Origin of the sequence: uncultured Stenotrophomonas sp., assembly GCF_945952405.1 — a bacterium.
GTDB lineage: Bacteria > Pseudomonadota > Gammaproteobacteria > Xanthomonadales > Xanthomonadaceae > Stenotrophomonas.
Genome location: NZ_CAMFIA010000004.1, coordinates 1 through 14,804 on the forward strand (window position 1 = coordinate 1; position 14,804 = coordinate 14,804).

The 14,804-nt window shown below is 69.1% G+C and carries 11 protein-coding genes; 6 read left to right on the top strand and 5 right to left on the bottom strand.

Translation table 11 applies throughout. The features are described 5' to 3' along the window. Positions 1–325 precede the first annotated feature (325 nt). Positions 326–1,660: a dicarboxylate/amino acid:cation symporter gene (locus Q0P60_RS05260; protein WP_294989268.1), complete on the bottom strand. Its 1,335-nt coding sequence runs from the start codon at positions 1,658–1,660 to the stop codon at positions 326–328. A 153-nt stretch (positions 1,661–1,813) separates the two neighbouring features. Between Q0P60_RS05260 and Q0P60_RS05265 the strand changes: the two genes are divergently transcribed. The 5 genes from Q0P60_RS05265 to Q0P60_RS05285 all read left to right on the top strand — a co-directional run bounded on the left by Q0P60_RS05265 (position 1,814) and on the right by Q0P60_RS05285 (position 6,806). Next, entirely contained in the window at positions 1,814–3,520 is a 1,707-nt protein-coding gene (locus Q0P60_RS05265; protein WP_294989271.1) for an alkaline phosphatase, read from the top strand. After that, entirely contained in the window at positions 3,517–4,062 is a 546-nt protein-coding gene (locus Q0P60_RS05270) for a WG repeat-containing protein (RefSeq protein ID WP_294989274.1), read from the top strand. Before Q0P60_RS05265 ends, Q0P60_RS05270 begins: the two co-directional genes overlap by 4 nt. A gap of 292 nt (positions 4,063–4,354) precedes the next feature. Continuing rightward, positions 4,355–5,641: a tRNA lysidine(34) synthetase TilS gene (tilS, locus tag Q0P60_RS05275; protein ID WP_294989277.1), complete on the top strand. Its 1,287-nt coding sequence runs from the start codon at positions 4,355–4,357 to the stop codon at positions 5,639–5,641. 36 nt (positions 5,642–5,677) lie between these two features. Continuing rightward, the gene (locus Q0P60_RS05280; protein WP_222388629.1) at positions 5,678–5,938 is read left to right on the top strand and encodes an exodeoxyribonuclease VII small subunit; all 261 of its coding nucleotides are present in this window, start codon (positions 5,678–5,680) and stop codon (positions 5,936–5,938) included. Further along, on the top strand, positions 5,928–6,806 hold the full coding sequence (locus Q0P60_RS05285; RefSeq protein WP_294989283.1) for a farnesyl diphosphate synthase: 879 nt from the start codon (positions 5,928–5,930) through the stop codon (positions 6,804–6,806). The genes Q0P60_RS05280 and Q0P60_RS05285 overlap by 11 nt, the downstream gene beginning before the upstream one ends. A gap of 88 nt (positions 6,807–6,894) precedes the next feature. Here Q0P60_RS05285 and Q0P60_RS05290 read toward each other — a convergent pair whose 3' ends face one another. Then, on the bottom strand, positions 6,895–7,269 hold the full coding sequence (locus Q0P60_RS05290) for a DUF4870 domain-containing protein (RefSeq protein ID WP_075677034.1): 375 nt from the start codon (positions 7,267–7,269) through the stop codon (positions 6,895–6,897). A gap of 87 nt (positions 7,270–7,356) precedes the next feature. Further along, positions 7,357–8,724, bottom strand: a complete 1,368-nt coding sequence (gene pmbA, locus Q0P60_RS05295; protein ID WP_294989288.1) for a metalloprotease PmbA — start codon at positions 8,722–8,724, stop codon at positions 7,357–7,359. 67 nt (positions 8,725–8,791) lie between these two features. Here pmbA and yjgA point away from each other — a divergent pair, with 67 nt between their 5' ends. Then, positions 8,792–9,379 carry a ribosome biogenesis factor YjgA gene (yjgA, locus tag Q0P60_RS05300; RefSeq protein ID WP_294989291.1) on the top strand — a complete coding sequence of 196 codons (588 nt, stop codon included), beginning with the start codon at positions 8,792–8,794 and terminating at the stop codon, positions 9,377–9,379. 41 nt (positions 9,380–9,420) lie between these two features. Here yjgA and tldD read toward each other — a convergent pair whose 3' ends face one another. Together tldD and Q0P60_RS05310 are read right to left on the bottom strand one after the other, a co-directional pair. Then, a complete protein-coding gene (gene tldD / locus Q0P60_RS05305; RefSeq protein WP_294989296.1) occupies positions 9,421–10,866 on the bottom strand; it encodes a metalloprotease TldD in 1,446 nt (481 codons plus the stop codon). Between the two features lie 60 nt (positions 10,867–10,926). Beyond that, a complete protein-coding gene (locus Q0P60_RS05310; protein ID WP_294989299.1) occupies positions 10,927–14,781 on the bottom strand; it encodes a YhdP family protein in 3,855 nt (1,284 codons plus the stop codon). Positions 14,782–14,804: the final 23 nt, after the last annotated feature.

Below are 14,804 nucleotides of genomic sequence, written 5' to 3' on the forward strand. Positions count from 1 at the left end.
GATCTACTGCTGCAGGGCTGCGGTGGGTGCCGGTGGGTGCCGACCGTGGGTCGGCACGGCCCTCCCATCCAGGCATGGCGTGGATCTACTGCTGCAGGGCTGCGGTGGGTGCCGACCGTGGGTCGGCACGGCCCTCCCATCCAGGCATGGCGTGGAGCTACTGCTGCAGGGCTGTGGTGGGTGCCGACCGTGGGTCGGCACGGCCCTTCCCATCCACGCATGGCGTGGATCTACTGCTGCCCGGTGCCGACCGTTGGTCGGCATGGCCTGGATCCACTCATGGAAAGGCCCGCCGGTCAGGCGGGCCTTTCGTCACCGCAGCGCCTCACGCGCGCGGCGGTGTCGGGTCGGGATCGTCCACGCCCACGTTGCTGGACGGGTTGTCATACACAGCCTGGTCAAGCAGCCCGGTTTCCTTGGCCACCAGCACCGGCACCAGCATCTGTCCGGTCACGTTGGTCATCGTGCGCATCATGTCCAGGATGCGGTCGATGGCATACAGGTAACCGATCGTCTCCAGCGGCAGGTTGGCCGCGCTCAGCACCACCGTGGCCATGATCACCGCGGTACCCGGCACGCCGGCGGTGCCGAAGCTGCCCAGTACCGAGGCGATCAGCACCACCACATACTGCTCCGGCGTCAGCGGCACACCGCTGTACTGCGCGATGAACACCGCGCACAGCGCCGGATAGATCGCACCGCAGCCGTCCATCTTGATGCTGGCACCCAGCGGTACCGCGAATGAACCGTAGTCCTTGTTGACGCCCAGGTTGTGGGTGATCGAGCGCAGCGCCACCGGCATCGCGGCGAAGCTGGACGAGCTGACGAAGGCCACCTGCATGCCCGGCGCCGCGCCGCGGAAGAACTTCAGCGGATTCAGGCCATGCGCCAGCAGCAGCGCGCTGTACACCACCACGATGTGCAGGGCGCAGGCCACGTACAGGGCCAGCACGAAGTGACCCAGCGGCAGCAGCTTCTCGAAGCCGTAGCTGCCGACCAGGCCGGCGATCAGGCCGAAGGTACCGATCGGAGTGACTTCCAGCACGAAGCGGGTCACCTGGATCATGATGTCGCTCATCTGGCCGACCAGCTTGCGCGCCTCGGTCACCTTCTCGCCCAGCTTGACGATGGCGAAGCCGACCAGGCCGGCGAAGAAGATCACCGGCAGGATCGAGCCACGGCCGGCGGCCAGCACGGTTTCACCGGCCGCATTGACCTTGGTGCCGATGCCCGACAACGCATAGAAGACGTTGGCCGGCACCACGTCCAGCAGAACCTGCACCACGCTCGGCACTTCGCGCGGCACGTAATTACTGGCCATCGACAGCTGCAGGCCACCGGCACCGGGCTGCAGCACGGTGCCTACCGCCAGGCCGACGCAGACCGCCAGTGCCGCGGTGATCACGAACCACAGGAAGGTGCGGCCACTGAGCGCGGCAACCGACTTCTGGCCGTGCAGCGACGAGATCGCGTTGATGACCGCGAAGAACACCAGGGGCACCGCGATCATCTTGATCAGGGTGACGTACAGCTCGCCGAGCGGGCCGAACCACGTTTCCGCGGCCGGGCCCAGCGCCCAGCCGGCCAGCGCGCCGAGCACGAAGCCACCGACCACGCGCTGCCAGAATGGAATCCGCAGCCAGGCAGAGACCAGCTTCATAGGCAATCCAGAGGGAAGGAAGGGATGCTGGCACGATAGCCCAAGGCGGCCCGCGGAACGACCGCCCCGCCGGCAAATCAGTGTGTCATCGGCGTGCCTTGCGAGGGCGGGCATAATGAACGTCCCGTTACAGTTTGTGAGATCCCAGCGTCCATGCGTCGTTCCGTCTCCCTGTTGGCCGCCTGTGCCACCACCCTGCTGCTCGGCGCCTGCGCCAGCACTGCTCCCGCGTCCGCTCCGGCCGGCCTCAAGGTTGCCGTCGATCCGGTCGCCCACCCGGCCGGCGAGACCCCGCAGTGGTGGTATCGCAGCGGCGCTGCCCAGGCTGCGGCCAACGGTGCCATGTCCGGCAAGGCCAGGAACGTGATCCTGTTCCTCGGCGACGGCATGAGCCTGACCACCGTGGCCGCCTCGCGCATCTACGAGGGCCAGCAGAAGGGCGGCTCGGGCGAAGAGAACCTGCTGTCGTGGGAGCGCTTCCCGGCAACGGCGTTCAGCAAGACCTACAACACCGACTCGCAGACTCCGGATTCGGCCGGCACCATGACCGCCATCACCACCGGCGTGAAGACCCACATGGGCGCGATCGGTGTCAGCGCCGGCAGCCGCACCGACTGCGCCGACAGCCTGTCCAAGGGCCTGCTGACCTGGCTGCAGCTGGCCGACAGCGCGGGCCTGGCCACCGGCGTGGTGTCCACCGCGCGCCTGACCCATGCCACCCCGGCCGCCACCTACGCGCATTCGCCCGAACGCAACTGGGAAAACGACACCGACCTGACCGAAGCGGCCAAGGCTGCCGGTTGCAAGGACATCGCCCAGCAACTGCTGTCGACCTCGCGCTATGGTCGTGGCCCGCTGGTCGCCCTGGGCGGCGGCCGTGGTGAGTTCACCACCGTGGAAGAGCGTGATCCGGAATACGACGACAAGGTCGGCCAGCGCCTGGACGGGCGCAGCCTGGTCCAGGAATGGCAGCAGGCCCATCCGCAGGGTGCCTATGTCTGGAACAGCAAGCAGCTGGCGGCCGCCGCCAACGCACCGGCCATCCTCGGCCTGTTCGAACCGGACCACATGCGCTACGAGTACGAGCGCCCGCAGGATCCGGGCGGCGAGCCGAGCCTGGCCGAACTGACCGCCGCCGCGATCAGGAACCTGTCGCGCCACCAGGAAGGCTACGTGCTGATGATCGAAGGCGCGCGCATCGACCACGCCAACCACAGCGGCAACGCCTACCGTGCACTGACCGAGACCGTGGCCCTGTCCGACGCGGTACGCGTGGCCAATGAGCTGACCTCGGCCGACGACACCCTGATCATCGTGACCGCCGATCACTCGCACACCCTGAACTTCGTCGGCTACCCGGCCCGCGGCAACCCGATCCTGGGCAAGGTCAAGGACAAGGGCGGCGAAGACGGCGCCGGCAAGCTCGACTATGCGCTGGACGGTACCGGCCAGCCGTACACCACGCTGAGCTACGCCAACGGCCCGGGCCACACCGGCAGCAGCAACCAGCAGCCGGCAGGCGCCAAGCGCTATCCGCACAACCCGAGCAGCTTCGAGCCGGCCAATGGCCGCCCGAACCTGCGTGAGGTCGATACCGAACACCCGGACTACATGCAGGAAGCACTGGTGCCGATGAAGTCCGAGTCGCATGGTGGCGAGGACGTCGGCATCTGGGCGCGCGGCCCGGGCAGCAAGGCGATCCGCGGTACGCTGGAACAGAACGCGATCTACCACATGATCGTGCAGGCCACCCCGGCCCTGCGCGAGCGCCTGTGCCAGGCCGGTACCTGCGACGACAAGGGCGTGCCGGTGCAGCTGCCGGCGCCGACCGCGTTCGAACGCAAGGCCGAAGCCAAGTGACCCCGCAGCCGGCCCGGCCTGCCTCTGCCAGCGGCCGCCTTGCGCGGTCGCTGGTCGTGCTCGGCATGCTCGCCAGCGGCAGCGTGCTGGCGCAGGGGCCGGAGTGCAGGATCCTCACCGATGAGCACGGGCTGTGGCCGCTGCCCAACTGCGAGGTGGTCAACGCGCGCCCGAAGATCGCCGCCACGACGCTGAAGGACCTGAACTACGACGAGCACGGCCTGGCCGTGGTCTACGCCGGTGAAGGCTTCCACTACGTCAACCGCAAGGGTCGCAGCCTGCCGGTACTGACCTGGGACAACGGCCCGGACACGCCGCAGGAAGGCCTGCTGCGTGCCCGCGTCGGCAATCGCGTGGCGTTCTTCGACCTGAAGTTCCAGCAGCGGGTGCCCGGCACCTTCGATTTTGCCTGGCCCTTCCGGGAAGGCGTCGCCGAGGTCTGCAATGGCTGCCGGCGCGGGACGCCCGATGCCAATGGCCACACACCGATGGAAGGCGGCGACCGGTTCCGCATCGACCGCAAGGGTCGGCGGCTGAAATAGGTGTTTCGGCAGGGCTGCGCCCTGCACCTGCCGAAGCTTCAAGCAACGGCATCTGCGGCGGCACGGTAGACCCGTCCATGGGGGCTTCCCCCCGCAAGCCCACAGTGCCACCTTCGCAGTAGATCCACGCCATGCGTGGATGAAATCTGTCAGATATCGAAATAAATTCTTGCTTGGACCCCGTGCCGACCAACGGTCGGCACCCACCACCCGCAGCAGCGGGGTCGGCACCACCAGCAGCAGCGGGCAGGGCTGCGCCCTGCCAGGTAACCCCACCCCCTATACTTGCGGCGTGACTGCCTTCCCTGCCCTGGTTCCACTGCATGCTCCCCTGCTGGTGGGCTACAGCGGTGGGGTCGACTCCACCGTACTGCTGCATTGGCTGTGCCGCTGCGCCCAGGCATCCGCAACCTCGTTGCGTGCGGTGCACGTGCATCACGGCCTGCAATCCGCCGCCGATGACTGGGTGCTGCACTGCCGGCAGCAATGCGCGGCACTGGGCATCGAACTGTCCGTGCATCGCGTGCGGGTTGAAGACGGCAGCGGCCTGGGACTGGAAGGCGCCGCGCGGCAGGCACGGCGTGCCGCGTTTGCGGCCGAGCTGCGCGACGGGGAGACGCTGGTGCTGGCGCAGCACCAGGACGACCAGGCCGAGACCTTCCTGCTGCGCGCCCTGCGCGGCTCCGGCGTCGACGGCCTCGCGGCGATGGCCACCGACAGCCGGCTCGGCGCACATCCGCTGTGGCGCCCCCTGCTGCCGGTGCCGCGCAGCGCCCTGCTCGCCTACGCCCATTGCCACGCATTGCGCTGGATCGAAGACCCCAGCAATGGCGACGACCACGCCGATCGCAACTTCCTGCGCCTGCAGGTGCTGCCGCTGCTGCGCGAGCGCTGGCCACATGCAGGCGCGGCCCTGGCTGCCAGCGCCACGCATTGCCGACAGACCCGCGAACTGCTGGACGAGGAAGACGCCGAACTGGTCGCACATCTGGAAGTGGCTCCGCGCGTGCTGTCACTGTCGCTGCTGCGCCAGGTCTCGCCCGGCCGCGCCGCGCGCGTGCTGCGCGCCTGGGTGCAGGGCCACGCTGCGGCACCGCTGCCGGCCACGGTACTGCAGCAGGTGCTGGACGAACTGCTGCCCGCCGGCAACGACCGCCAGGCGCGCGTGCGCTGGCACGACCATGCCATCCAGCAGTGGCGCGACCACGCCTACCTGCTGCCGGCCCAGCTGCCGGCGTTGCCCCACCACTGGCAGGCCGAATGGGACGGGCGTGCGCCGTTGGCGCTGCCCGACGGCGGCCAGCTGTGCCTGCAGGGAGGCGCGGCCTTCGACCGCCCGCTGCAGGTGCGCGCACGCGTGGGCGGCGAGCGCATCCTGCTGCCCGGTCGCCAGCATTCGCACGCGCTGAAGGACTGCCTGCAACGCGAACACCTGGCGCCATGGCGGCGCGCACAGCTGCCGCTGGTGTTCGATGGCGCGCAGTTGCTCGCGGCCGCGGACGTGGTCATCGCCGCGCCCTTGCAGGCCTGGTTGCAGGCCCACCAGGCGCAGCTGCAGTGGCGTCCCGGCGGTTGGTGAATTGACCCCCGCGCGCGGCCCGTCCACACTTGTGGCATGGTCAAGAAGTCCCCCGAAAACGCCTCCCCGGTCGCCCAGTTCGAGCAGTCGCTCGAATCGCTGGAGCAGCTGGTGGAGCAGATGGAAACCGGCGAGCTGAGCCTGGAAGCTTCGCTCAGTGCTTACGAACGAGGCGTCGGCCTGTACCGCCAGTGCCAGCAGGCGCTGGAGCAGGCGGAACTGCGCGTTCGCCTGCTCAGCGATCCGGCCCAGCCGGAAACGGCCGAGCCCTTCGATCCGCCCAGCCATGACGGCTGAGGCAATGTTCGCGCGTTGGCGCGACCGGATCGAAAGCCAGCTCGACGCGGCGCTGCCCTCGCCTGCCGAAGCACCGCAGGGCCTGCACCGGGCCATGCGCTATTCGGTGCTCGGCGGCGGCAAGCGCATGCGCCCGCTGCTGGTATATGCCAGCGGCCACCTGTTCGGCGCGCAGCCGGAACAGCTGGATGCCGCGGCGATGGCGGTCGAACTGATCCACGCCTATTCGCTGGTGCATGACGACCTGCCGGCCATGGACGATGACGCCCTGCGCCGTGGCAAGCCGACCACCCACATCGCCTTCGACGAAGCCACTGCGATCCTGGCCGGCGATGCGCTGCAGACCCGTGCGTTCGGCCTGCTGGCCGATGCACCGCTGCCGGCGACCCTGCGCGTGGCCTGCCTGCAGACCCTGTGCCATGCCTCCGGCGCCGCCGGCATGTGCGGTGGCCAGGCGCTGGACATCGATGCCACCGGCCAGCAGCAGACGCTGGCCGCGCTGACCCGCATGCACGCCCTGAAGACCGGCGCGCTGATCCGCGCGGCGGTGCGCATGGGTGCGCTGTGCGGCCATGCCAACGATGCCCAGCTGGCCCAGCTGGACAGCTTCGCCGACGCGCTCGGCCTGGCCTTCCAGGTCCGCGATGACATCCTCGATGTCGAAGCCAGCTCCGAACAGCTGGGCAAGACCGCCGGCAAGGACCAGGCACAGGACAAGAGCACCTTCCCCGCCCTGCTCGGCATGGATGGCGCGAAGGCGCAGCTGCACGAACTTGCCGCACGCATGCAGGCGGTGCTGGCTGGATATGGCGAGGAGGCCGATGCGCTGCGTGCGCTGGCCACGCTCGCGGTGGAGCGCGATCACTGATCGCCGGTGGCGGGCCTGGAGCGCGCCCCGCTGGCAAGAAAAAACGCCCGGCAATGCCGGGCGTTTTCATTTGCACATGCGGCCAGTCTTACTTGATCAGGCGCAGGGTGAACGGGTAGCGGTAGGCTTCGCCGTTGTTGGCCTTCACTGCAGCGATGATGCAGAACACCAGGTTGATGACGCCCACGATCGGCGCCAGGATGCCGCCGATGATCACGATCATCAGGATGATGCTGATGACCATCGCGATGGTCACGGTGATCTGGAAGTTCAGCGCTTCCTTGGCCTGGTCGGTCACGAAGGCCTTGCCGGCATCGTCCTTGTTGATCAGCCAGATGATCAGCGCGCCGATGAAGCCGGTGAAGATGCCCAGCAGGTGCGCGGCCAGGGCCATGGTGCGCTGGTCGGCCGGCACATCGGTGGTGGCCGGCGGCGGCGGCGGGACGTTATCGAATTCGCTCACGACAAAACTCCTTTTCATTGGGTGGTCTTGACCAACCAGCACCCAGCTGGTTGCGTCAGGCGCGCATAGCTTACGCCATCAATGCCATCAATCATTACCGGCGATCGTCATCCGTCCCAGCAGGATCGAACCGGTCCGGATGTGCGAGCGCGGGTCCACATCGCTGCCGACCGCCTCGATGCTGCTGAACATCTCGCGCAGGTTGCCGGCAATGGTGATGCCGTCCACCGGGTACTGGATCTGGCCGTTCTCGACCCGGAAGCCACCCGCTCCCCGCGAATAGTCGCCGGTCACCCCGTTCACGCCCTGCCCCATCAGCTCGGTCACCAGCAGGCCGTCGCCCATCTGCCGGGCGATCTCCTGCAGGGAGCCGGCATTGGCTGCCAGCTGCAGGTTGTGCACGCCACCGGCGTTGGCGGTGGTCTGCAGGCCCAGCTTGCGTGCCGAGTAACTGCCCAGCACATAGCGCTGCAGCACACCGTCTCGGACCAGGGCCGAGGCGCGGGTCGCCACGCCATCACCGTCGAAGGCGGCCGAGCGCAGGCCGCGGCGCAGGTGCGGCAGCTCCTCGATCTGCATCCACTCCGGGAACAGGCGCTGGCCGACGCTGTCCAGCAGGAAGCTGGCTTCACGGTAAAGCGCGCCGCCGGACACCGCCGACAGCAGGTGACCGACCAGGCTGCGTGCCACTTCCGGGGCGAACAGCACCGGCATGCTGCCGGTGGCCATCGAGCGTGGCTGCAGGCGGGCGACCGTGCGCTCGGCGGCACGGCGACCGACCAGGCCTACATCCTCCAGGTCCTCGCGGGCCAGCGCGCTGGTGTACCAGCCATCACGCTGCATGCCATCGCCCTGCCCGGCAATCAGCGCACAGCCGACCGAATGGTGGGTGCCGCGCTCGCGGCCGATGAAGCCATGCGAATTGGCATACACCGACAGGCTCTGCATGCTCGATACCGAGGCGCCATCGGAATTGCGGATCTGTGCATCGGCCTCACGGCCTGCGTTTTCACAGGCCAGGGCCAGGTCCACTGCGGTGTCGGCCTGCAGCGCCCACGGATGCCAGCCATCCAGGTCCGGGAAGTCGGTCGCCATCAGCGCCGCCTCGGCCAGGCCCGCGGCCGGGTCGTCCTCGGTGTGGCGGGCGATCGCGCAGGCTTGCTCGACCGTCGCTGCCAGGCTCGCCTCGTTCAGGTCGCCGGTGCTGGCACTGCCCTTGCGCTGGCCGAAATAGACCGTAACGGCGATGCCGCGGTCGCGGGTGGACTGCACGGTCTCGACCTCACCGAGGCGGACATTGACCTCCAGCCCGCGATCCTCGCTGCAGCTGACCTCGGCCTGGCTCGCGCCCAGCGCGCGGGCGCGGTCGAGCAGCTGCTGGGAGAGGTCGGCCAGCCGTTCCAGCCGGGCCGGGCTGTCGTCGCCAACGGCGACTTCAGGGGCGATCACGTTCAATGCTTTATCCTGTACAGGTTGGGCCCGGCATCACGCCGGGCGACTTTTTTGAAATCAGGTGTGGACGATGCGCGGACGCGACGAAGAAACCGGTGAATTCCTTGACAAGAGCCGCAAGCAGAAGCGCGGCGAAGCCCTGGAAGTACTGGCCCTGGGTGAAAAGCTGGTGTCGCTGACCCCGGCCCAGCTGGCGCGCCTGCCGATCCCGGAGGACCTGCTGCCGCACATCGCCGAGTGCAAGCGGATCACCGCCCACATCGCCCACAAGCGCCAGCTGGCGTTCCTGGCCAAGCACATGCGCCGCGAGGACGAAGCGACCCTGGAGGCGATCCGCGATGCGCTGGATGCCAACAGCGAGACCGGCCGCCGCGAAGTGGCGATGATGCACCGCGTGGAAGACTGGCGCGAGCGCCTGCTCGCCGATGGCGACAAGGCGCTGGCCGCCCTGCTGGACGACTATCCGCAGGCCGACCGCCAGCAGCTGCGCACGCTGGTACGCAATGCCCAGGCCGAAAAGGCCAGGAACAAGCCGCCGCGCGCCTACCGCGAGATCTACCAGGTACTGCGCGGGCTGATGCTGCCGGCGGCGCTGGGCCTGAAGGCCAGCGCCGAGGACATCGACGACAGCGACGCCGACGACGCCGGCGAGGACTGAGTCCGCGCCGGCCCGGGCGCTGCTGCTGGCCATGGCCCGGCTCAGGCCTGGGTACCGCCGACGGTGATGCCTTCGATCAACAGCGAGGGCTGGCCGACGCCCACCGGCACGCTCTGCCCGTCCTTGCCGCAGATGCCCACGCCCTCGTCGAGGGCGAGGTCGTTGCCGACCATGCGCACCTTCTGCATGGTCTCCGGGCCGTTGCCGATCAGCGTCGCGCCCTTCACCGGCGCGGTGATGCGGCCATCCTCGATCAGGTAGGCCTCGGTGGCCGAAAACACGTACTTGCCGCTGGTGATGTCGACCTGGCCACCACCGAAGTTGACCGCATACAGGCCCTTCTTCACCGAACGGATCATCTCCTGCGGATCGTGCTGGCCGGCCCGCATGTAGGTGTTGGTCATGCGCGGCATGGTCAGGTGCGCGAACGATTCGCGGCGCCCGTTGCCGGTCGGCGCCATGCCCATCAGGCGCGCATTGAGGCTGTCCTGCATGTAGCCAACCAGGATGCCGTCCTCGATCAGCGTGGTGCACTGGCTCGGGTGGCCTTCATCGTCGATGTTCAGCGAACCACGGCGGCCGTCCAGGGTGCCGTCATCGACGATCGTCACCCCGGCGGCGGCGACGCGTTCACCGATACGGCCGGCGTAGACGCTGGTGCCCTTGCGGTTGAAGTCGCCTTCCAGGCCATGGCCAACCGCTTCGTGCAGCAGCACCCCGGGCCAGCCCGGGCCCAGCACCACCGGCATCACGCCGGCCGGCGCCGGTACCGCCTCCAGGTTCACCAGCGCCTGGCGTAGCGCCTCGCGGGCGAACGCTTCCGGGCGCCCGTCGGCGAACAGTTCGGCATAGCCATAGCGGCCACCACCCCCGGCATAGCCGGATTCGCGGCGGCCGTTGTGCTCGACGATCACCTGCACGTTCAGGCGCACCAGTGGGCGCACGTCGGCGCCCAGCACCCCATCGCTGCGGGCGATCAGCACGGTATCGACACCGCCGGAAAGGCTGACCATCACCTGCTTCACGCGCGGGTCGGCTGCACGCAGGTAGCCGTCCAGGCGCTTGAGGACCTCGACCTTGGCCTCGTTGCCGATACCGTCGATCGGGTCCAGCGCCGGATACAGCGCGCGTGCATTGCCGCGCAGCAGCGAGCGCCCGGACTGGGCCCCGCCTTCACGCGAGATCGCACGCGCCGACTGTGCCGCCGTCAGCAGCGCGTCGGCATGGATGTCATCGGAATAGGCGAAACCGGTCTTCTCGCCGGAGATCGCGCGCACGCCCACACCCTGCTCGATGGAATGGGCACCGTCCTTGACGATGCCGTCTTCCACACTCCAGCTCTCGCGGCGGGCATGCTGGAAGTAGAGGTCGCCGAAGTCGACACCGGGGCCGAGCAACTGGCCGAAGGTGCGCTCCAGGCCAGCGGTATCCAGGCCGCCGGGGCGCAGCAGGCGGTCTTGGGCAAGCGTCAGGGCGATATCAGTCATGGTTCTCGATCTGGGGATGCGGGGGCGCCCAGGCAACCCCCGTGAACAGGAAAGCCACGCTCAGCGCGTACGCGTGCGTGGCAGGTCGGTAACGGTCGGCGGTACTGGGGGGGGCGGTGCCGGCGCCGGCGGTGCCTTCTCGCGGCTGCGTTCGATCACTTCCACCTTCGGCTCCTTCCACGGGCCGGTCACCTTGTAGGTACGGGCGCCGATCTCGCCCAACGGCTTGGACAGCACCGCGTTGGTGGCGGCACCCAGCGCCGCTCCCACCGGACCACCCGCCACCGCGCCAACCACGGTCAGCAGGTTGCCGGCACGCGGGTTGACGTCGATGGTCTGGTCGAACTGCTGGTTACGCAGGTCGGCCTGGCCACGGATGGTGATGTTGGCGGCCGGACCTTCGATCAGCACCTTGTCGGTACGCGCCATGCCCTGGCCGAACTGCACGCTGCCGTCGACCTCGTTGAAGGCGAAACCCTTGGAGAAGAAATCACGGAAGTCGAACATCAGGCGCCGCGGCAGCTGGGTCACGCTGAGCAGGCCCAGCACGCGGCCGGCACCCGGCTCCAGTTCCAGCAGCTGGCCGTTGCGCGCGTGCAGGTCCAGGCGGCCCTGCAGGTTGGCCAGCTGGAAGTCCGAAGGCCCGCCACTCCACGAGGCCTGCAGCTGCGCCTGGCCGGAGCCACCGCGCAGCTGGCCGCCGTAGTCAAGGTTCTGCATCAGGCCGCCCAGGTCTTCACTGCGCACCTGCGCGGTCAGCTCGGTCCGCGCTCCGCCGGTGCGGCCCAACCAGCGGCCGCTGATGTCGATCTCCTGGTCCGGTGCACGGAAGCGCAACTCGTCCACGTTCAGGCCATTGCCCAGCGGCCGCGTACGCAGCACGGCCTGGCCCAGCACCACCTTGCCGAACTGCAGGTCGGCAATGTCCAGTGCGAATGGCGGCAGCTTGGCCGGGTCCATGTCATTGGCGCCGGCCTGCACCCGCGCCGGCGCCGCCGCGCCCGGCGCCGGCGGCAGCGACTGCCAATGCACGCGATCGAGCTGGCCGCTGATGGTGCCGCCTTCGGCGTTGGGAACGGTCAGGTGACCGGCCAGCGAAGGCCCGTCGAGACGCACGTCCAGCGCCTGCGACCCCGGCTGCAGCTGCAGGCGGGTCTGTTCGAAGACGCCGCCGATCAGCATCAGCTTGCCCACCTGTACATCGACCGCACGCAGCGGCATGCCGTCATCGTCGCCGCCGCCACGGGCCAGGCTGATCCATTCCAGTGCATCGAGGGTCGGGCTGTGGCCATTGACGGTCAGCCCGCTCGCCGGTGGCTCGCGATCGACATGGTCGCTACCCAGGGTGACCTGCACGCCGGTACGGTTGTTGTGACTGCGCGCGGCCAGCGCCAGGCGCTGGCCAAAGGCCACGTCGATGCGGCCGGCGCCCATCGGCAGCTGCGCGGCCACCGTGGTCGCCAGCGGTTCGCCGGCCGGCTTGTCCAGCGGCGCCGGCAGGTCCAGGCGGGTGCCGACCAGGTCCGACGCCAGGCGCAGTTCGCTGGGCGGAGCAGGCGCGCCCGGCGCAACCCTGGGCAGGTTGACGGCGATGGTCCACGCCGAGGTTCCGCTGATATAGGGCTTCAGCCATGCCATCTCCGGCGCGCGGTCGATCAGCACGCCGGCGTCGAGACTGGCGGTCAGCTTCGATTCGAACGCCAGCTTGCTGTCGTGCACGTAGCCACCGGCACGCAGGCTCAGGCGACCGTCCTGGCCGAGGTGGCGCACCGCCAGTTCCTCGGCATCGAAACCGCCGTTGCCGTAGCGTGCCTGCCCATGCATGTTGTCGAACGCCAGCTGGAAGCGCTTGTCGACCAGCTTCACGCCGTTGAGGTCGACCGTGCCCTGCAGGTGCCCCTCGCCTTCGTCCAGGTGCAGCGGCTGCAGCAGATCGAAGGTCACGTGCGCCGGGCCGCTGGCCACCAGGTTGTCCAGGGTGTCGCCATAATCCTTGTGCAACGGGCTCTGCCGCAGCATCGCCAGCAGCTTGCCGGCCTCGCTCTGGGTATCGGCACGCACATACAGCGGCTGCTGCCCGAAGTCCGGAATGCCGGCCTCGAACGCCTGCACCGCCACGCCCGCCAGGTCGCCACGACCATGCATGTCGAAACCGGGGCCGATGAAGGCGATATCGGCATCGACCTGGCTCATCAGCGGCCAGTCATGCTGGAAGCGGATATCACCATTGGTGATGTGGCCGGTGGCCTCGAAGCGGCCATTGTTGTTGTCGAACGGCCAGTCGTCGAGGTCGCCGCTGACCAGGCCGACGCCATTGCGCACCTGGCCGCCGGCCAGCGCCATGTCCAGCCAGTCGGTGGCGCCCTTGCTCATCCTGGAATGGATCCAGAAGCGCTTGGCCGCCGTCATCGGCACATCGTCCAGCTTGGCCGCCAGCTGCAGCCACGGCCGCGTGCCGTCCCCCTGGAACCAGACGCCGCCGCGCACATCGGCCGCATAGTCGGTGCCTTCCACGCGCATCGCCGCAGTGCCGATGCGCCAGCCGCCACCTTCGTCGCGCCAGCCCACCACCTGGCCGGCCAGGTGCAGGTCATGGCGCACGCCGAAGCCGGTCGGCCAATCGAACTGCAGCTGCCGGTCCGGTTGCAGCTGCAGGCTGAAGCCATCGGCATCGCCCTCGAAGCGGCCGCCCAGGCCGCGCAGGCCCGGCGAGTGCCCCACGCTGGCGAAGCCCAGCGACTGCAGTTCACCCTGTACACGCAGCAGGCCATCACGTTCGCCGGCCAGCTGCAGCTCACGTACCTCCAGCTGCGGTCTGGACAGGAACAGCCAGTGGCGCAGGCCGGGATCGAGGCGATCACTCAACGCCAGCGCGCGCAGCGCGGTACCGGCCTGTACCGCACCGGAACTGACCCGCAGCTGCTTGCCGACCTGCAGCTGCAGGCCGTCGAGCTGTTGCTCGCCATCTGCCGTCTTCAGGCGCAGGCGCGCCACCTGCAAGGCCCAGCCATCCGCCTGGCGCTGCCAGCGCAGGCGTGCCTGCAGCCGCTGCAGTTGCAACTGCGGTGCCGCCAGCTCCGGCATCGGCGCACCGTCGATGCGCACCTCGCGCAGGTCCGAATCGGTGGTCAGCGCCACCGGCGCGAAATCACTCAGGGTCAGCCACAGGTTCAGCTCGCCCTTGCCCTCGCGCAGGCGCACGCCCGCCGCCGCCAGCAGCGGCGACCAGGCATGGAAATCCACCGGATCGGCGCCCAGCCAGGCCTCGCCGTTGCCGCGCACGCGGTCCACGTCCAGCACCGCGGTCAGCGGCAGGGCATCGGCCTGCGCCCAGGCGCGCACGCCCACGCGCAGGCGGTCGCCGTTGACGCGCAGGCGCAGGTCGATGCGCGGCAGCGTGGTGTCGATGCCCAGGCCCGGCGCATGCACGCCCAGGCGGCCGCCGATCACCTGCAGCTCGCCCAGCCTGCGCAGCGCATCCAGCGGATCACCACCGTGGTCGGACTGCGGCAGGCCACGCACCGACCAGCGGCCGTCCTCGCCCTGCTGCAGGTCCAGCGCCAGGCCACGCAGGCGCAGTTCGGTCAGCGAGCGGCCAGGCAGCAGGCCGCTGTACATCGATACCAGCACTTCGGCTTCGCCGATCGCCAGTCCCTGCCCGGCACCGATGCGCAGGCCCTTCAGCTGCAGCAGCGGCCCTCGCCGGGTCCAGGCGGTCTGCAGCTGGTCGAAGCGCACCGGCTGGCCGGCACGTTCGCTCAGCCAGGCGGCAATCCTGTCGGGATGGCGCTCGGCCAGGGGCAACAGCTGGCTGAGCGTGCCCACCAGCAGTGCAAGCCCGACCAGGCCCACCGCACAGGCGGCAATGATATGACGGCGGATCCTTCGCAGTCGCAGGCGCGGCGGCGCGCTCATCGGCCACCGCCGGCGTGCGGCCG

Excerpts from the sequence above, each read along its gene's own strand:
- Q0P60_RS05265 (WP_294989271.1), top strand. The coding sequence starts at position 1,814 with ATGCGTCGTTCCGTCTCCCTGTTGGCCGCCTGTGCCACCACCCTGCTG.
- Q0P60_RS05310 (WP_294989299.1), bottom strand. The coding sequence starts at position 14,781 with ATGAGCGCGCCGCCGCGCCTGCGACTGCGAAGGATCCGCCGTCATATC.
- Q0P60_RS05280 (WP_222388629.1), top strand. The coding sequence starts at position 5,678 with ATGGTCAAGAAGTCCCCCGAAAACGCCTCCCCGGTCGCCCAGTTCGAG.
- yjgA (WP_294989291.1), top strand. The coding sequence starts at position 8,792 with ATGCGCGGACGCGACGAAGAAACCGGTGAATTCCTTGACAAGAGCCGC.
- Q0P60_RS05260 (WP_294989268.1), bottom strand. The coding sequence starts at position 1,660 with ATGAAGCTGGTCTCTGCCTGGCTGCGGATTCCATTCTGGCAGCGCGTG.
- Q0P60_RS05285 (WP_294989283.1), top strand. The coding sequence starts at position 5,928 with ATGACGGCTGAGGCAATGTTCGCGCGTTGGCGCGACCGGATCGAAAGC.
- tldD (WP_294989296.1), bottom strand. The coding sequence starts at position 10,866 with ATGACTGATATCGCCCTGACGCTTGCCCAAGACCGCCTGCTGCGCCCC.